At 72.9% G+C, this 16250-nt stretch carries 15 protein-coding genes and 1 pseudogene; 11 read left to right on the top strand and 5 right to left on the bottom strand.

Annotated features, from left to right (window positions below):
• Nucleotides 1–12: 12 nt before the first annotated feature.
• Complete coding sequence (locus ACFYWX_RS00340) at nucleotides 13–471, bottom strand: ATP-binding protein (protein ID WP_389421773.1); 459 nt, start codon at nucleotides 469–471, stop codon at nucleotides 13–15.
• A gap of 147 nt (nucleotides 472–618) precedes the next feature.
• Here ACFYWX_RS00340 and ACFYWX_RS00335 point away from each other — a divergent pair, with 147 nt between their 5' ends.
• Together ACFYWX_RS00335 and ACFYWX_RS00330 are read left to right on the top strand one after the other, a co-directional pair.
• Nucleotides 619–1482 (top strand): Scr1 family TA system antitoxin-like transcriptional regulator, encoded by an 864-nt coding sequence (locus ACFYWX_RS00335; protein ID WP_389421772.1) that lies wholly within the window; start codon nucleotides 619–621, stop codon nucleotides 1480–1482.
• The gene (locus ACFYWX_RS00330; RefSeq protein ID WP_389421771.1) at nucleotides 1479–1664 is read left to right on the top strand and encodes a DUF397 domain-containing protein; all 186 of its coding nucleotides are present in this window, start codon (nucleotides 1479–1481) and stop codon (nucleotides 1662–1664) included. The genes ACFYWX_RS00335 and ACFYWX_RS00330 overlap by 4 nt, the downstream gene beginning before the upstream one ends.
• Before the next feature lie 28 nt (nucleotides 1665–1692).
• Here the strand turns inward: ACFYWX_RS00330 and ACFYWX_RS00325 are convergent, their stop codons facing one another.
• The 3 genes from ACFYWX_RS00325 to ACFYWX_RS00315 form a co-directional block, all read right to left on the bottom strand.
• On the bottom strand, nucleotides 1693–3123 hold the full coding sequence (locus ACFYWX_RS00325) for a hypothetical protein (RefSeq protein WP_389421770.1): 1431 nt from the start codon (nucleotides 3121–3123) through the stop codon (nucleotides 1693–1695).
• Nucleotides 3124–3223: 100 nt separating this feature from the next.
• Nucleotides 3224–3616: an SCO5389 family protein gene (locus tag ACFYWX_RS00320; RefSeq protein ID WP_389421769.1), complete on the bottom strand. Its 393-nt coding sequence runs from the start codon at nucleotides 3614–3616 to the stop codon at nucleotides 3224–3226.
• 63 nt (nucleotides 3617–3679) lie between these two features.
• A complete protein-coding gene (locus tag ACFYWX_RS00315) occupies nucleotides 3680–4639 on the bottom strand; it encodes an ATP-binding protein (protein WP_389421768.1) in 960 nt (319 codons plus the stop codon).
• A gap of 147 nt (nucleotides 4640–4786) precedes the next feature.
• Here ACFYWX_RS00315 and ACFYWX_RS00310 point away from each other — a divergent pair, with 147 nt between their 5' ends.
• From ACFYWX_RS00310 to ACFYWX_RS00295, 4 genes are read left to right on the top strand one after another with little or no spacing between them, the layout of a single operon-like run.
• Nucleotides 4787–5383 (top strand): GNAT family N-acetyltransferase, encoded by a 597-nt coding sequence (locus ACFYWX_RS00310; protein ID WP_389421767.1) that lies wholly within the window; start codon nucleotides 4787–4789, stop codon nucleotides 5381–5383.
• Between the two features lie 3 nt (nucleotides 5384–5386).
• Nucleotides 5387–6904 (top strand): ABC transporter substrate-binding protein, encoded by a 1518-nt coding sequence (locus ACFYWX_RS00305; protein WP_389421766.1) that lies wholly within the window; start codon nucleotides 5387–5389, stop codon nucleotides 6902–6904.
• Nucleotides 6905–6924: 20 nt separating this feature from the next.
• Nucleotides 6925–8694: an ABC transporter permease subunit gene (locus ACFYWX_RS00300; protein WP_389421765.1), complete on the top strand. Its 1770-nt coding sequence runs from the start codon at nucleotides 6925–6927 to the stop codon at nucleotides 8692–8694.
• Nucleotides 8691–9908, top strand: coding sequence for an MDR family MFS transporter (locus ACFYWX_RS00295; protein ID WP_389421764.1), 1218 nt, complete (start codon nucleotides 8691–8693; stop codon nucleotides 9906–9908). Before ACFYWX_RS00300 ends, ACFYWX_RS00295 begins: the two co-directional genes overlap by 4 nt.
• Before the next feature lie 159 nt (nucleotides 9909–10067).
• On the opposite strand, the gene ACFYWX_RS00290 is transcribed toward ACFYWX_RS00295, so the two are convergent.
• Nucleotides 10068–10850: a CDP-alcohol phosphatidyltransferase family protein gene (locus ACFYWX_RS00290; protein ID WP_389421763.1), complete on the bottom strand. Its 783-nt coding sequence runs from the start codon at nucleotides 10848–10850 to the stop codon at nucleotides 10068–10070.
• A gap of 107 nt (nucleotides 10851–10957) precedes the next feature.
• On the opposite strand from ACFYWX_RS00290, the gene ACFYWX_RS00285 reads away from it, so the two are divergent.
• The 5 genes and pseudogenes from ACFYWX_RS00285 to ACFYWX_RS00265 all read left to right on the top strand — a co-directional run.
• Nucleotides 10958–11941: a zinc-binding alcohol dehydrogenase gene (locus tag ACFYWX_RS00285; RefSeq protein ID WP_389421762.1), complete on the top strand. Its 984-nt coding sequence runs from the start codon at nucleotides 10958–10960 to the stop codon at nucleotides 11939–11941.
• Nucleotides 11942–12057: 116 nt separating this feature from the next.
• Nucleotides 12058–12456 carry a 6-pyruvoyl tetrahydropterin synthase family protein gene (locus ACFYWX_RS00280; RefSeq protein WP_389421761.1) on the top strand — a complete coding sequence of 133 codons (399 nt, stop codon included), beginning with the start codon at nucleotides 12058–12060 and terminating at the stop codon, nucleotides 12454–12456.
• On the top strand, nucleotides 12453–13670 hold the full coding sequence (locus ACFYWX_RS00275; protein ID WP_389421760.1) for a glycosyltransferase family 4 protein: 1218 nt from the start codon (nucleotides 12453–12455) through the stop codon (nucleotides 13668–13670). Before ACFYWX_RS00280 ends, ACFYWX_RS00275 begins: the two co-directional genes overlap by 4 nt.
• A complete protein-coding gene (locus ACFYWX_RS00270) occupies nucleotides 13667–14851 on the top strand; it encodes a trans-aconitate methyltransferase (protein WP_389421759.1) in 1185 nt (394 codons plus the stop codon). Before ACFYWX_RS00275 ends, ACFYWX_RS00270 begins: the two co-directional genes overlap by 4 nt.
• A pseudogene (locus ACFYWX_RS00265) lies at nucleotides 14848–15813 on the top strand (lysylphosphatidylglycerol synthase transmembrane domain-containing protein); the annotation flags it as partial. The gene ACFYWX_RS00270 and the pseudogene ACFYWX_RS00265, both read left to right, overlap by 4 nt.
• Between the last annotated feature and the right edge of the window lie 437 nt (nucleotides 15814–16250).

Genomic DNA, 16250 nt, shown 5'->3' with positions numbered 1-16250 from the left:
CACTTTCGCCCACTAATGCCCCATGCCTCTTGTGGAGCGGGTGTCGAGTTCCGCCCAGACGGTCTTGCCGGACGGCGGCCAGGGTTCTGTACCCCAGCGGTCGGCGAGGGCGTCGACCAGGAGGAGGCCGCGGCCCGACTCGGTGTCCCCTGCAGGCGCGAAGTCGGTCGAGGGGGCCGGGAGTTGCTCACCACGGGCGTCCGTGACAGCGATGCGGAGGAGGCCGACGCCCGGGTCGAAGATGAGGGCGAGGCGGAAGTCGCGGCCCTGGACGCGGCCGTGCAGCGCGGCGTTGGCGGCGAGTTCGGCGACGATGTGCTCCGCCCGCTCGATGACGCCAGGTGATACCTGCCAGGTTCGGAGCTGCTCGTGGGCGAGCAGGCGTGCGAGGCGGGCGCCACGACGGGTCGAGGACAGGCGCTGCGCGAACATCTGGACGGGGGTGGCCAGATGGGGCGTGGTCACGTTCATGGGGTCACGGTGACGGGTGCGCGGGTGTGTATTCCAGAAGCCTGGCCCGTACGCTGCGTCAGCGTACGGGCACGTTCGGTGGACGGTACGGCCGCCCTGCCGTCACGCTGGGTGCAGGGATGCATCTGGCACTGGAGGTGTGCGCGTATGACGGGCGGCGTGGAGATGAGTGACGAGCCGGCGGTCTGCGAGGGGGAGCGGGAACCCGACCCGTCGGACAGTCTGCGGACCTTCGGGGCCGTCGTCCAGGCCCTGCGTGAGAACGCGGGCTTCAGCCGGGCCGAGTTCGCGGCGCTCGTCCGCTTCTCCAAGCACACCGTGGAGTCGGTGGAGTTGGGGCGCCGGATGCCGGACGAGTCTTTCGTCGAACGGGCGGAGGAGGTGCTGGGCAACACGGGGGCGCTGCGGCGGTCCGCCCGGTTCCTGACGAGGGGGGAGGCGGGGCTGGCGGCCTGGTTCCGGCGGTGGGCCAGGCTGGAGCGGGTGGCGGTGAGCATGTGTACGTACGAGTGCCGGTTGGTGCCGGGGTTGTTGCAGTCGGAGGGGTATGCGCGGGCGGTCTTCGACAACAGCATTCCGCCGCTGTCGGACGAGCAGTTGGAGGCGCAGGTCGCCGCGCGACTGGAGCGACAGCGGATGCTGACTGAGCGCCCCAATGTGCCCTTCAGCTTCATCGTCGAGGAGCACCTGTTCCGGCGTCCGCTCGGCGGCGATGGCGTGATGCGAGGGATGCTCGATCACGTGCTGAAGCTGACAGCGCAGAGGAACGTGACGCTTCAGATCATGCCTGTGGAGGCCGAGACCCATGGATGCCTCGATGGCTCCGTTCAGCTTCTCGAAACCCCTGAACGACGGCGGCTGGGGTACTCGGAGGGGCAGCAGAACGGCCGTCTGATCTCCGACGTGAAAGAGGTGAGCCTCCTTTATCAGCGCTATGACACACTGCGCTCGCAGGCCCTGCACCCCAAGGATTCACGAGGCCTGCTGGAGCGACTGCGAGGAGAGACATGAGCACGACGGAACTCGCCTGGTTCAAGTCCAGCTACAGCGGTACCCAGGGCGACAGCTGCGTTGAGGTGGCTGTCACGGAACAGGCCATCTACGTACGGGACTCCAAGGACGTGGCCCGCCCCCACTTCGCCGTGGAGCCCGACGGCTGGGCCCAGTTCGTGCGGTTTGCCGCGCACGACTGAACCCTCGCCGCAACAGCCCTCCGCCCGGTCAGTTGGAAACCTCGGCGCCCTTCCCCTTGCCCGCGCGGAGGGCAGTGCCCACCACCACGAGGACCAGCGACACGACCGACGCGGCCCATGACGCTCCGCCGTCCGGTTCGGTGTCCGCGAACATACTCGCGGCGACCAGGGCGAAGAACACCCCTGTGGCCAGAGGACCGGTCCCCGAGGGCATGCGGTTGGCCGTTCGCCACCGCCTTCGCGGGACCCAGAGGCGCAGTAGTTCCGCGGTCATCGCGAGAGCCGCGAGCCGGGTCGCGATCCTGAACCACGTCGGAGCCGTGGCGTCCGTCTCGCCCACCCCCAGGATCGCCGTCAGACCGAGGAAGACGATCGGCACGAGCCAGCCGAGGCTTGCCCGGATTCCGGGAGTCGGGTGGGATGCCTCGACGGTAGCGGCTTTCTCAAGACTGACCCGTGGGCGGGCCGGTGTGTCCGGGATGCGGGGAGAGGGGATGGCCGGCAGTGCCGGAGCCTCCGGAAGCGGCCGGAGCGCGCGGACCTGGGCGCGGCGGACAAGGCGGCCCACATCGCCGTACTGGTCGATGTGCGCGGACAGTTGTGCTTGGAGGGCGAGCAACTGCTCGGCCATGGCGTCGAACTCGGCCCGGCGTTCATCGGCGCGCAGGGCTGCCTCGCGGGTGGAGGCGGCCAGCTGCTCAAGAGCGTCGGCGTGCAGCCGTACCGCTTCCGTGCGTGCGGCTTCGGCCGCGCCCGGCACGTCTGCCAACTCCTTCTGCAGACGGGTGCGCTCAGCCTCGATGATCTCGGCGATACGGTGCCGCTCGTCGGGCGGGAGTACGTGTGGGGCGCGGGCCTCGGCGCGGGCGACGGCTGACTGGCGCCACTCCATCAGCGGCCGGCCGCGGTGCTCGCCGATGCCGTTGATGTGGACCTTGCCGCCCTTCGTGCGGTGGATGTAGAGCACCTGGCCGCCCTTGCCGTTGGGTGCCGTGCCCCAGCTGACACGCTTGAAGTCGGCGGCCGTTCTGACGCCCTGGGCCGCGAGGTCGCGAACCAGTCCGCTGCCGATGCCGTTCACCTGGCTCGCGGAGAGGTAGGTGGCGGCGAGACTGCGCTCGATGGATTCGCGGCGCAGGACCGCGAGAGCCTGCTTCTCCTGGTGCTCGCGCTTGCCGTCGAGTCCGCTCAGCTGACGGTTGAGTGAGGTCTCCTGACGCGCACGCCGCTCGTGGATGCGCTGGAGGGCCTTGCCGTGGGCGGTCTCGGCGCGGTCGTGGTCCCTCGCTTCGCGGTTCAGGCGCCGCTGGTCGGCCTGCTCGAAGGAAGGCCGCTTGGCGAGGAGGCGGCGGTGGGCGCGGATGGACTCGATGAGCCTGCGGCGCTCGGCGCGTATCTCTGACGGCGAGCGGGTGTCGACGGGCCGGAGGGTGTCATGGCCCGGGGATCGGTGGTGCATGCAGACATCGACCCTCCGTATGTGTAAATGGTTGCACGTTTCAGTGGGGAAATTGTGCGCGGGGCCGCCGTCCCTTCCGACGGCGGCCCCGCGCTCCGGTTCAGCAGTCCCTGAACTCCGGCGACTGGTTCAGCACCTGTGCCCGCAGCGACGTGAACTTCGCGTACGTCTCCCCGCCCCGCGCCCCCGGCCGGAACGCCGCCACCCGGTGGCAGTTCTGGAAGGCCAGGGTGACGTCGAAGTGGCGTTCCAGGCTGGTGCGGATGGCGTCGCTGGCGAGGGCGCGGAGGAGTTGGCCGCGCTCGTGCTCGGAGGGGGGAGGGGTCTGGTTGTCGGTGAACTCGGCGGTGGTGGAGTCGAGCTCGGTGGCGAGGGAAGCGATGAGATCGTAGGCGTAGGGGAGGGACGTGCGGACGGTGCCCACGAAGTCCTCCTCGCGGATGGAGCCCTGCTCGGCTTCGGCGAGGAGCTTGGGGGAGACGTCGAGAGACATGAGGGGGGTGTCCTGTCTGTGTGCAGTTCTGTGTGCTGTTTTTGAGAGACGGGGAGACGGGGATCAGGTCAGCGACGCCGGGCCCGGTACGAAGTCCGGGTCCACCTGTGCCGCCAGGTCGAGGCCCGTCGCCGCGTCCGCCCATGCGTGGGCGTTGCGCAGGTGGAAGTCGACGGCGTGGCGGTGGAGGGTCGTCCAGTCCTTGGGGCGGGCGTCGACGGCCTCGCGCAGGACGTTCAGGGCGTGGCGGTTGTGGGGTTCCAGAGAATCCACGGATGTGGTCGTCGTGCGGCCCTGCTCGGCCGACCGTACCCACGGCGAGTGCACCAGGTGGGTGAGGAGGTCGTCGCCGACCTCCTCCTTGAGGAAGAGCAGGTCGTCCTCGCCGGTCACCTTGTTGCCGACGACGGCGAGCGGGATGCCGAACTCCTGGGCGTGGTCGCGGTACTGGCGGTAGACGGAGACGCCCTTGCGGGTCGGTTCGGCCACCAGGACCGTGAGGTCGAAGCGGGTGAACAGGCCTGACGCGAACGCGTCGGCGCCCGCCGTCATGTCGACGACGACGTACTCGCCGGGGCCGTCGACGAGGTGGCTCAGGTAGAGCTCGACCGCGCCGAGCTTGGAGTGGTAGCAGGCCACCCCGAGGTCGCTCTCGTCGAACTCGCCCGTCACCATCAGCGGTACGCCGCCCACGCGTTGGACGTGACGCGCGTGCAGCTCGTCGTCGCCGAGCGGGCGCAGCAGGCGGGAGCCGCGGCCGGGCGGAGTCGTCTTGATCATCGCCTCGCGGGAGGCGATGCGCGGGTTGGAGCCGCGCAGGAAGTCTTTGATCTCGCCCAGGCGCGTGGCCAGGGGCGGGGCCGTGAAGGTGCCGTCCGCGGGGTCGAGCGCCTCGGCCAGGTGCTGGTTGATGTCGCCGTCGATGGCGAGCACGGGTGCGCCGGAGTGGGCCAGCCGTCGGGAGAAGAGCGCCGACAGGGTGGTCTTGCCGCTGCCACCCTTGCCGACGAACGCGACGCGCATTACCGCGCCATCATTTTGAAAATGAATGTCATGTGACTAGGTTGTAGGCGGCTACATGATCACTGTCAAGTCAGCCGCGTGAAGGTGTCGTGACCGGGCGCGCGGGTGGATGATCTTCATCGGAGGCTTAATGCATATGATGCGCAAGTGCCCAGTTACTGCATTCGGCCCGCGGGCCCAGACGACCTCGACGGCGCCCGAGCCGTCATGCTCGACACCGTCTACCGTGACTTCGGCACCGGATACGTGCCCCGCTGGCACGGTGACATTGTCGACCCGGCCGCCGCGTATCTGGTCCCGGCCCGCCACACGCTGCTGGTCGCGCTCGACGGTGAGGGCGGCGACGTGATCGCCACGGCCGCACTCGACTCCCGCGGCCCCGCCCATCCGCCGAACCCGCGGCACGTGGCGGTACGTTACCCCTCCGGCGAGACCGCCCAACTGCGCCGCGTCTACGTCCGCCGGGAGCACCGCAGGCGTGGTCTGGCCCGGCGGCTGGTCGCCGAACTGCTCGCCTTCGCGGCCGCGGACGGCGGTTACCGGTCCGTCTACCTGCACACGGACCCGTCCGTGGAAGGCGCCGAAGGCTTCTGGCGGTCACTCGGCGCCATCGTGCACGACGAGCGCGAGGACCCCGGCGGCGGCCAGGGGATCGTGCACTTTGACGTCCCCCTCGACGCCCGCCTCGGTGCCTCCTTCTCCGCCCGCTCCGCCCCTCCCTCCCCTCACCCCATAGGCCGATAACCCATGCGCTTCCCCCGCCGCCCGCGGCTCCACGCCGCCCTCCTGCTCACCCCGCTGCTCGCCGGCTGCTTCGCCTCCGGTGGTGCCGGCGGCGGGACGGCCGACGGCAAGGACGGCTCCCGACTCCGCGTCGCCCTCGCCTTCCCGCCCGCCGAGAACCTCTCCCCGTACGGCGCCGACGCCACGCTCCTCAGCCGGCTCGGCGTCACCGAGGGGCTGACCGCCCTGGATGCCAACGGCACCGCCACCCCGGCGCTCGCCGCGTCCTGGCGTCGCGAGGACGACCGCACCTGGCTGTTCACGCTGCGCGAGGCCACCTTCCAGGACGGCACCGACGTCACCCCGTCCGCGGTCGCCGCCGCGCTCACCCACGCCACCGAAGCCAAGCCCGCACCCGCCGCCCTCTCCGGCGTGACCCTCACGGCGAAGGCGGCGGAAGGTGCGGGCGGCGCCGGCGGTACGGGCGTACGGGTCACCACCGCCGCACCCGACCCCGTGCTGCCGCTGCGGCTCTCCAGCCCCAGCCTCGCGGTCCTCTCCCCGAAGGCCTACGGCGACAAGGACCGCGTCGACCCGGTCGGCACCGCCACCGGACCCTTCGAGCTCACCAAGGTCACCGGCAGTACCGCCGCCACCCTGGACCGCCACGACGACTACTGGGGCGGCCGCGCCCAGGCCTCCGGCGTGGACGCCCGGTTCATCGCCGACGGCACCGCCCGCGCCAACGCCCTGCGCACCGGTCAGGTCGACGTCGCCGAGGCGATCCCCGTCGCCCAGGCCGCCTCCCTCGACAAGGGCACGCGCAAGGAGACCGCGACCACCCGCACCACGAGCCTGCTGCTCAACAGCAAGTCCGGCCCGTTCAAGGCCCCGGCGCTGCGTGCCGCCGCCCGCGCCGCCGTCGACCCCTCCGCACTCGCCCAGGGTGTCTACGAGGGCCACGCCGACCCCGGAACCGGCATCTACGGACCCGCCGTCACCTGGGCCGAGGGCAAGCGGAAGGAGCCCACCGGACGCGCGAAGGCAGGGAAGGCCAGCGGCACCTCCCTCACCCTCGCCACCTACGACAACAGGCCCGAACTCCCCGAAGTCGCCCAGGTGTTGAAGCAGCAGCTGGAGAAGGCCGGGTTCGCGGTCAAGCTCGAGGTGCGCGAGTACTCGCGGCTGGAGAGCGACGCCCTGGCCGGGAAGTTCGACGCAGTCGTCGGGGCCCGCAACAGCCTGCTGGACACCGGCGACCCCGTCGCCGTCCTCGCCAGTGACTACACCTGTGACGGCGGCTACAACCTCGCCCTGCTGTGCGACAAGGGCGTCGACCGGGCCGTGACCAAGGCCGCGGGCCTCGCCGACCCCGGCAAGCGGCAGGACGCCGCCATGACCGCCGAGGCGGCGATCCTCGGCACCGACGCCGTCGTACCGCTGGTCCACCAGCGCGTCATCACCGGCGTCGGCGCCTCGCTGCAGGGCGTGCTCCTCGACCCGTACGAGCGCACCCTCCTCGGCACCGGCACGCGGCGCTGAACCACGAGGAGCCCTGAGGCATGAAGAGCACTGTCGGCACGCTGGTCTGGCGTGTCTGCCTCGGTGCGCTGTTGGTGTGCGGGATCGGGCTGCTGCCCTGGTTCTCGCACACCGACCCGGCGCTCACCGTACTGAAGGCGCGCTCGGCGGACCGCGACCCCACCCCGGAGGTGCTGGCCGACATCCGGGCCCAACTCGGGCTGGACGAAGGGCCGTTGCGGCTACTGGGGGAGTGGCTCGGTGGGCTGCCGCGCGGGGACGCCGGGCGGTCGTGGATCTCCGGGGCGGAGGTCATGCCCGGGGTGTTCCAGGCGCTCGGCGTGTCGCTGCTGCTGATGGCGGTGGCCCTCGTGGTCGCCGGCTGCACGGCCGCGCTGCTGTGCGCGCGCACCCTGCGCACCGGCGCTCCTCGACGCACCGTCGGCTCGGCCTCCGCCGTGCTCGCCGCGCTGCCCGAGTTCCTCACCGCGTCCGTCCTCGCCACCGTCGTCGGGGTGCAGCTGGGCTGGCTGCCGGCCCTCGGCTGGTACGGCCCCCAGTGGACGGTACTGCCCGCCCTCGCCCTCGGTCTGCCCGCCGGTGCCGTCCTCGGGCGACTGCTGGACGACCTGCTGCCCGGCGCCTTCGCCGAGCCCTGGGCACTGGCTGCCGCCGCACGCGGACTGCCCCGAAGGAGCATCGCCCGCAAGGCGCTGCGCCGCTGCCTGCCCGGACTGCTGCCCAACCTCGGCCTGTTCGTCGTCGGACTGACCGGGGGTTCCGTCGCGGTCGAGCAGATCTTCGACATCCCGGGCCTGGGCCGTACGACCCTCCAGGCCGCGCTCGCCCAGGACCTGCCCGTCCTCCAGGCCGGCACCCTCGCCCTCGTCCTGCTCGCGGCCGTCACGACGGGAGCCACCCGCCTCGCCGCCCGCCGTCTCGTCGGACCCGCACTGCGCGACGGTTCCCTGTCCTCACTGCACCGTCCGCAGCCGCCGGTCGGCAGGATCCTGCCTTTTGTGTACGGCACAGCGCTGTTCGCCGTCATCGCGCTCGGCCTCCCCCGCGACCCGCTCGCCCTCGACACCACCGCACGCCTTCAACCCCCCTCCCCGTCGCACCCGTTCGGCACCGACGCCCTCGGCCGGGACATGCTCGCCCGCATCGCCCACGGCGCCCTCGACACGCTCGCCCTCGCCCTCGCCATCAGCGCGGCCGCCCTGCTCACCGGCGTCGTACTCGGACTGCTGCCCCGCCTCTCGGGGCCGCTCGTCGACACCGTCAACGCCGTACCGCCCGTCCTCGTCGCGCTCCTCGTCGCCGCGGCCTGGGGGAGCGGGCCCCTCACACCCGCGCTCGCCGTGACCGCCGTCGCCTGGGCACCGCTCGCCGCGCACACCTCCGCGCTGCTGCGACAGGAGCGCGCCACCCTCCACCTCACCGCCACCCGCGCCCTGGGCGCAGGACCCTGGTACGTGCTGCGCCACGAGCTCCTGCCCGCCGTGCTCCCGCCCGTCACCCGCCACGCCCTGCTCCGCCTGCCCGGGGTTGCCCTCGCCCTCGCCTCCCTCGGCTTCCTCGGCCTCGGCGCCCAGCCGCCGTCCCCGGAGTGGGGCCTGCTGCTCGCCGAGAACCAGCCCTACGCCGAGCGCGCCCCCTGGTCGGTCCTCGCCCCCGCCGCCGTACTCGCCCTGCTCGGCGCGCTCGCCGTGGCGGCAGCCGGCGGAATACGGCGGCCACGGCTCCGTACGGCGGCCGCGAAGGCCACCCGACAGCCCTCGCCCGCACCCGAGTTGATGGCGTCCCGATGACCTCGCTCTCGCTCCCCCTGCGCGGCACCGCCCGTCTCTCACCGCTCCTACGGTTGCTGATCCTCACTCAACTCGCCTTCAATGTCGGCTTCTTCGCCGTGCTGCCCTTCCTCGCCGAGTATCTGGGCGGGGCGATCGGTATGGCGGGTTGGCTGGTCGGGCTCGTGCTCGGGCTCAGGACCTTCAGCCAGCAGGGGCTGTTCGTGGTGGGCGGGGCGCTGGCCGACCGGTACGGCATCCGGCCCGTGGTGCTCGCCGGGTGTGCGCTGCGGATCGCGGGGTTCGCCTGGCTCGGGTACGCCGAGCGGACCTGGACGGTCGTCGGGGCGGTGCTGCTGATCGGGTTCGCGGCCGCGCTGTTCTCGCCCGCCGTCGAGTCCGAGGTGGCCCGGCAGGCCGTGGCCAGGGAGGAGGCGGGCGGCGGTTCGCGCACGCGAGTGCTGGCGCTGTTCACCGTCGCCGGACAGGCCGGGGCGTTCGTCGGGCCGCTGCTGGGCGCGCTGCTGCTGTCGGTCGACTTCCGCACGGTGTGCCTGGCCGGAGCCGGGATCTTCGTGCTCCTCCTCGCGGGTCACGCGTGGCTGCTGCCGCAGCACATCCCGGGCCGGGCGAGCGTCCAAGTCCGCGGCGGGACAAGGCTCTTGCTGCGCAACCGACGCTTTCTCGCCCTGTGCTGCGCCTACGGCGCCTATCTGCTCGCCTACAACCAGCTCTACCTCGCCCTGCCCGCCGAGGTGGAGCGCGCGGCCGGTTCGCAGGCGCCGCTGGCCTGGCTGTTCGCGCTGTCCTCGCTGCTCGTGGTGACCGCGCAGCTGCCGGTGACCCGATGGGCGGGGGAGCGGATCACCCTGCGCCGGTCCATGATGGCCGGACTGCTGCTCATCGCCGCGGGGTTCGCGGTCGTGGCCGCCGCCCGGCCCGCCGGCTGGACCGGAACCGCGGGGCTGCTGCCCGCCGCCGGGTTCGTCGTGCTGCTCACCTTCGGCCAGATGCTTGTCGCGCCCGTCGCCCGCGCCTGGGTCCCCGACCTCGCGGAAGACGGCAGGCTCGGCCTGTACACCGGTGCCCTCTCCTCGGTCTCGGGCCTGATCGTGCTGCTCGGCAGCGCGGCCACCGGCACCCTCCTCGACGCGGGTCTGCCGTCAGCCGTGCCCTGGCTCGTCCTGGCCGCCGTACCGGCCGCCGCGATCGCGCTCCTGCCGCGTCGGCCGTAGTGCCCACAAGCCGTAGTGCCCACAAGCCGTAGTGCCCGCAAGCCGTAGTGCCCGCAAGCCGTAGTGCCCGCAAGCCGTAGTGCCCGCAAGCCGTAGTGCCCGCAAGCCGAAGGGCCCGGATCGTGTGCGCACGATCCGGGCCCTTCACGTCGGCTCGGCTCACCCAGCGGCCAGCTCCAGCACCTGCTTGTTCTCCTTCGTCTGCTCCCTCGCCGGGGCCTCCTGGGCGACGACCCGCGAGGTCCGCCACAGCCACAGCACGTCACGGCCGAACGACCACACCAGCGACCCCAGTGCCAGCAGCGCGACCCCGAAGTTGGCCACGTAGGGCAGCAGCTGGGAGGCCGCGAGGAGGAGGCAGATGCCCTGGAGCGCGGCGACCGTCTTGCGGGCGGTGCTCGGCGGGAGCGCGGCGTTGAGCCACGGCCAGACGCGGGCCGCGGCGACGAACGCGTAGCGCATGCCGCCCATCAGCAGCACCCAGGGGCCGAGCTGCGTCGAGACGTAGACGCTCAGCACCAGGATCAGGAAGGCGTCGACTTCCATGTCGAAGCGGGCGCCCAGCGCCGTCGAGGTGTTGGTGCGGCGGGCGACCTTGCCGTCGACGCCGTCGAGTATCAGGGCGACGGTCGTCAGGACCACGAGGAGCGTGACCGGCGGTGAGCTCTCGAAGGAGTCGGCGACCAGGGCGGTCACCCCGCCGACCAGGGTGGCCCGGCCGAGGGTGACCCGGTTCGCGGGGCCGAAGGATCGCAGCGGCGAACGGTGCAGGGCCCGGGACAGCACCGCCCAGGTGGCGATGGCGAAGACGAGACCGGTCACCCAGCCCGCAGTTCCCATGCCTATCCCGGTGCCGAGCAGGGCCAGCAGCAGGATCTGCACACCCGCGCCCACCGCGGTCTCCTGCTGGAGCCTTGCCTCGTAAGTGTTGTTCAGGGCCACCGAACATCCTCCGGCCGTGTGACAGATTCGATCAGTGCCGCGTACTGTGCGCGGCCTGTGCACACCTCGGTACGCAAGCAAGTTCCAGATCGTTCAGGAGGACCTCGATGAAGCGCACCGCACGTGCGTTTTGGCTCTGCTCCCCCGGGGAGGGCGAGATACGCGATGTCGTCCTTCCGGATCCCGCCGAGGGGGAGGTCGTGGTCCGCGCGCTCTACTCCGGCGTCAGCCGCGGAACGGAGACCCTGGTCTTCCGCGGCGGGGTGCCCGAGAGCCAGCACGCGGCGATGCGGGCGCCGTTCCAGGAGGGCGACTTCCCGGCTCCCGTGAAGTACGGCTACCTCGGTGTCGGGGAGGTCGAGGAGGGGCCGCGGGAGCTGGTCGGCCGCACCGTCTTCTGCCTCTACCCGCACCAGACACGCTACGTCGTCCCCGTGAGCGCCGTCACACCGATACCCGAGAGCGTGCCCGCCGAACGGGCCGTCCTCGCCGGCACCGTGGAGACCGCCGTCAACGCGCTGTGGGACGCGGCTCCCCTGGTCGGCGACCGGATCGCCGTGGTCGGCGGCGGCATGGTCGGCTGCTCGGTCGCCGCGCTGCTCGCTCGCTTCCCCGGCGTACGGGTGCAGTTGGTGGACGCCGACCCGGCACGGGCCAAGGTCGCCCAGGCACTCGGTGTCGACTTCGCCGCCCCCGAGGACGCCCTCGACGGCTGTGACCTCGTCGTCCACGCCAGCGCCACCGAGCAGGGCCTCGCCCGCTCCCTGGAACTCCTCCGCGCCGAGGGCACCGTCCTCGAACTCAGCTGGTACGGCGACCGGCAGGTGAGCCTCCCGCTCGGCGAGGCCTTCCACTCCCGGCGGCTCGTCATCCGCAGCAGCCAGGTCGGCACGGTCTCCCCGGCCCGCCGTTCCAGCCGTACGTACGCCGACCGGCTCGCCCTCGCCCTGGAGCTGCTCGCCGACCCGGCGCTCGACGCTCTCGTCACCGGTGAGTCCGCCTTCGAAGAGCTGCCGGAGGTGATGCCGAAGCTCGCGTCGGGCGAGATCCCGGCGCTGTGTCACCGGGTCAGGTACGGCAAAAGCGCCTGACCTGAGAAAAGAGTGAGAGTCGGCTGAACACGGGGAAGCGATGAGCCGTACTACTCGGCATCCCCCGGCAGGACTTCGCCGGGGGACCAGACGCGCCGCACCTGGAGGGTCGTCCGTTGTTCAGTGTCACCGTCCGCGATCACATCATGATCGCCCACAGCTTCCGCGGCGAGGTCTTCGGACCCGCGCAGCGCCTGCACGGAGCGACGTTCCTCGTGGACGCCACATTCCGGCGTGAGCAGCTGGACGACGACAATATCGTCGTCGACATCGGACTCGTCACCCAAGAGCTCGGTGCCGTCGTCAGCGAGTTGAACTACCGCAACCTCGACAACGAGCCCGACTTCGCCGGGATCAACACGTCGACGGAGTTCCTGGCCAAGGTGATCGCCGACCGTCTCGCCGAGCGGATCCACAAGGGTGCGCTGGGCGAGGGCGCCAAGGGCATCGCGGCCATCTCCGTCACCCTGCACGAGTCGCACGTCGCCTGGGCGAGTTACGAGCGTGCGCTGTGACCGACGTGACCCTGGAGAAGGTGGCGACCGTGCAGGCGGCGCCGGCCGTGCAGACCGCGGCCCTCGCCTACGTGCCCGTGCAGCACTCCGCTCTCAAGAACGCCGACATCATCCCCATGTCCCTGCGCTCCGTGCACTTCGTCATGCCGGGCGGTGTCGACGACCTGGCCACGCCCAGCGGCGGCAACGCCTACGACCGCCGGGTCTGCCTGGACCTCCCCGGCTTCGGCTGGCAGGTCCACAAGCACCTGGTCGACGGGGAGTGGCCCCGGCCGGGCGCGGCCGCCCGTGCGGAACTCGCGCGGACGCTGCGCGAACTGCCGGACGGTACGGCCGTTCTCATCGACGGCCTCGTCGCCTGCGGCGTCCCGGAGATCATCGTCCCCGAGGCCGACCGGCTGGGCCTCGCCGTGCTGGTCCACCTCCCGCTCGGCGACGAGCGCGGACTCGCACCCGAGGTGGCGACGGAGCTCGACGCCAAGGAGCGTGCCGTGCTGCGGGCGGTCCCGGCGGTGATCGCGACCAGCGACTGGGCGGTCCGCCGCCTCGTCTCCCACCACGGCCTCGCCCCCGAGCGCGTGCACGTGGCCGCGCCGGGCGCCGACATCGCGCCCCTCGCCTCCGGCACCGACGGCGTCTCGCGTCTGCTGTGCGTGGCCGCGGTGACGCCGCGCAAGGGGCAGCACCGGCTGGTGGAGGCGCTCGCCGCGGCGACCGACCTGCCGTGGAGCTGCGTGTGCGTCGGCGGCCTCACCCAGGACCCCGAGTACGTCGCCCATCTGCGCGGACTCATCAAGAAGTACGGCCTTCAGGACCGCCTGGAGCTGGCGGGCCCGCAGTCCGGCGCCGCGCTCGACGCCAGTTACGCCGCCGCCGACCTGATGGTCCTCACCTCGTACGCCGAGACGTACGGCATGGCGGTGACCGAGGCCCTCGCGCGCGGCATCCCCGTCCTCGCGACGGACGTCGGCGGACTGCCCGAGGCGGTCGGCCGGGCCCCCGACGGCGGGGTCCCCGGCATCCTCGTACCGCCGGAGGACCCGGCCGCACTCGCCGCGGAGCTGCGCGGCTGGTTCGGCGAGGCGGACGTCCGACGCCGCCTCAAGGCCGCCGCGCGCGGCCGACGCGCCGCCCTCGACGGCTGGGCGACGACCGCGAAGAGCCTCGCCGGCGTACTGAGCCGGCTCCCCAGCGAACCCCGGAGGGCGGCATGAGGAAGACGACGGCGACCGCGGCCGACACGGCACGGCAGACGGGCCGCATACCGGCGCAGCCGGGACCGAGGGACACGAATGGTGCCGGCCGGGCCGGGGCATCCGTGGCCGAGGGGGCGGCTGCCTCCGGCGGAGTGGAGGTGCAGGGCGTGGACGCGTCTGACGGGGCGATATCGGCGGGTGCGGCGGAGGGCGGGTCTGCCGCCGCGGGCGGCGCGGTGATACCCGTGGTCGCAGTGGCGACGGGTGAGGGCGCGTCCTCCGACGACGTCATCGCCGGTGCCGGGCCCGTCACCCGGCCCGGGGAGCGGCCGACCGTACGGCTGCGGGACGGCGGGGAGGAGGAAGGGCCCCGGTACGCGCCGGAGTGGCTGCAGTTGAGGGAGCCGGCGGACGCCTCCGCCCGAGCCCTGGATCTGCTGGACCCGTTGCGGATCCGGCTCGCCAACCTGCCCGGCCGGGCCGTCGGCGGGCTGGCCATCCACGACCTGGGGTGCGGCACCGGCTCGATGGGGCGCTGGCTCGCCTCCCACCTCGACGGCGCCCAGCACTGGGTCCTGCACGACCGCGACCCCTACCTGCTGCACTTCGCCGCCGTGGCCTCCCCGCGGGCCGCCGCCGACGGCAGCCGGGTCACCGTCGAGACGCGGCGCGGCGACGTCGCCCGGCTCACCCCGGACGCCCTGCGCGGCGCCTCGCTGGTCACCGCCTCCGCGCTGCTCGACGTGCTCACCCGCGAGGAGATCGACACCCTCGCCGCCGCGTGCGTCGGGGCGGGCTGTCCGGCCCTGCTGACGCTCTCCGTGGCCGGCCGCGTCGATCTCAGCCCCGGCGACCCGCTGGACGCGGAGATCGCCGCCGCCTTCAACGACCACCAGCGGGGCGGCGGCCTCCTCGGCCCCGACGCGGTCACCGCGGCCGCCGAGGCCTTCGCCGAGCGCGGCGCGACCGTACGGCTGCACCCGAGCCCCTGGCGGCTCGGCCCCGACCAGTCGGCGCTGACGGCGCAGTGGCTGCGCGGCTGGGTCGGTGCCGCCGTCGAGCAGCGGCCCGAACTCGCGCCCCGCGCCGAGAAGTACCTGGCGTCCCGCCTCGCGGCCTGCGCCGCCGGGGAGCTGCGCGTCACGGTCCACCACAGCGACCTGCTGGCGCTGCCCCGACCGACGGGCGGGGCCTCATGAGCGTGGAGGCGGGCGCACCCGTCGTTCGGGCCGACCCGACGACGTCCCGTGTACGGGACGACGCGGCCGTGTCCGAGGACCGCATCGGAGTCATCGTCTCCACGCCCCACCAGGCCGAGGACACGACGAAGGCACCCCGATCCCGCGCTCGCCTGCGCACCCACCTGGGTACGGCCGCCGGTGTCGCCATCCTCGCCGTGCTGCTGTGGCGGATGGGCACCGGAGTCTTCCTGGACGGACTGCGGCGCATCGACGCACCGACGCTGCTGGCGGCGCTCGGGATCGGCGCCGCCACCACCGTGCTCAGCGCGTGGCGGTGGGCGCTCGTGGCCCGCGGCCTGCGCATCCGGCTCCCGTTCGGCGCGGCCGTCGCCGACTACTACCGCGCGCTGTTCCTCAACGCGGCCCTGCCCGGCGGCGTCCTCGGCGACGTGCACCGGGCGGTACGGCACGGGAAGAGCGAGGGCGACCTCGCGCGCGGCGTCAAGGCCGTGGTCCTGGAGCGCACCGCGGGGCAGCTCGTCCTGGTCGTCGCAGGAGTATCGGTCCTGCTCACCGTGGACTCCCCGGTACGGCAGGACGTACGCGGCCTCCTCCCGCTGTTCGCCCTGGCCGCGGTGGGCGCGCTCGCCGTGGTCCTCGCGCTGCGGATGAACCGCGCGTCGTCCGTCTCCCGCCGGGGCCGGGCCCTGCGCGGGTTGCTGGCCGAGGCGCGCGAGGGGCTGCTGTCGCGGCGCAACGGCCCGGGCGTCCTGGTGTCCTCCCTCGCCGTACTGGCCGGTCACGTCGCGATGTTCGTGCTCGCCGCCCGGGTCGCCGGCTCCGCCGCCTCCGTCGTGGCGCTGCTGCCGCTCGCAGTCCTCGCCCTGCTCGCCATGGGCCTGCCGCTGAACGTCGGCGGCTGGGGCCCCCGCGAGGGCGTCACCGTCTGGGCGTTCGGCGCCGCCGGACTCGGCGCGGGCACCGGACTCGCCGTGGCCGTCGTGTACGGGGTGCTGAGCTTCGTCGCCGCCCTGCCGGGCGCCCTCGTCCTGATCGCCCGCTGGTACACGGGCCTGCGCGCCGGGTCCGGCTCCGCGGTACCCGCGGCGCCGGGGGACACCGGATCCGGAGGGGCCGAGGTCGCCGTAGCGGCCGCGTCCTCAACTGCCGGGCCCGCCCGGTCGGAAACTGCCGGGCCCGCCCGGCCGGAGACCGTCGTGTCCGCCGGCTCGGGGGCCGCGGTGCCCGCCGAGTCCGTGGCCGCGGTGCCTGCCGGGCTGGAAGCCGTCGTGTCCGCCGGCTCGGGAGCCGCGATGCCCGCCGGGCCCGGGGCCGCAGTGCCTGCTCGGTCGGAGGCCGTCGTGTCCGCCGGGGCCGGGGCCGTCGTGGCGGTCCCGGAGCCCCGCTCCGCGGTACG

The organism is Streptomyces sp. NPDC002888, from assembly GCF_042888465.1.
GTDB lineage: Bacteria > Actinomycetota > Actinomycetes > Streptomycetales > Streptomycetaceae > Streptomyces.
This window is presented reverse-complemented; position numbering and strand designations above follow the sequence as displayed.

Bases quoted from the DNA above. Each gene is read 5' to 3' on its own strand.
- ACFYWX_RS00285 (WP_389421762.1), top strand. From the start codon at position 10,958: ATGAAGCGCACCGCACGTGCGTTTTGGCTCTGCTCCCCCGGGGAGGGC.
- ACFYWX_RS00340 (WP_389421773.1), bottom strand. From the start codon at position 471: ATGAACGTGACCACGCCCCATCTGGCCACCCCCGTCCAGATGTTCGCG.
- ACFYWX_RS00270 (WP_389421759.1), top strand. From the start codon at position 13,667: ATGAGGAAGACGACGGCGACCGCGGCCGACACGGCACGGCAGACGGGC.
- ACFYWX_RS00305 (WP_389421766.1), top strand. From the start codon at position 5,387: ATGCGCTTCCCCCGCCGCCCGCGGCTCCACGCCGCCCTCCTGCTCACC.
- ACFYWX_RS00325 (WP_389421770.1), bottom strand. From the start codon at position 3,123: ATGCACCACCGATCCCCGGGCCATGACACCCTCCGGCCCGTCGACACC.
- ACFYWX_RS00335 (WP_389421772.1), top strand. From the start codon at position 619: ATGACGGGCGGCGTGGAGATGAGTGACGAGCCGGCGGTCTGCGAGGGG.
- ACFYWX_RS00295 (WP_389421764.1), top strand. From the start codon at position 8,691: ATGACCTCGCTCTCGCTCCCCCTGCGCGGCACCGCCCGTCTCTCACCG.
- ACFYWX_RS00330 (WP_389421771.1), top strand. From the start codon at position 1,479: ATGAGCACGACGGAACTCGCCTGGTTCAAGTCCAGCTACAGCGGTACC.
- ACFYWX_RS00320 (WP_389421769.1), bottom strand. From the start codon at position 3,616: ATGTCTCTCGACGTCTCCCCCAAGCTCCTCGCCGAAGCCGAGCAGGGC.
- ACFYWX_RS00315 (WP_389421768.1), bottom strand. From the start codon at position 4,639: ATGCGCGTCGCGTTCGTCGGCAAGGGTGGCAGCGGCAAGACCACCCTG.
- ACFYWX_RS00300 (WP_389421765.1), top strand. From the start codon at position 6,925: ATGAAGAGCACTGTCGGCACGCTGGTCTGGCGTGTCTGCCTCGGTGCG.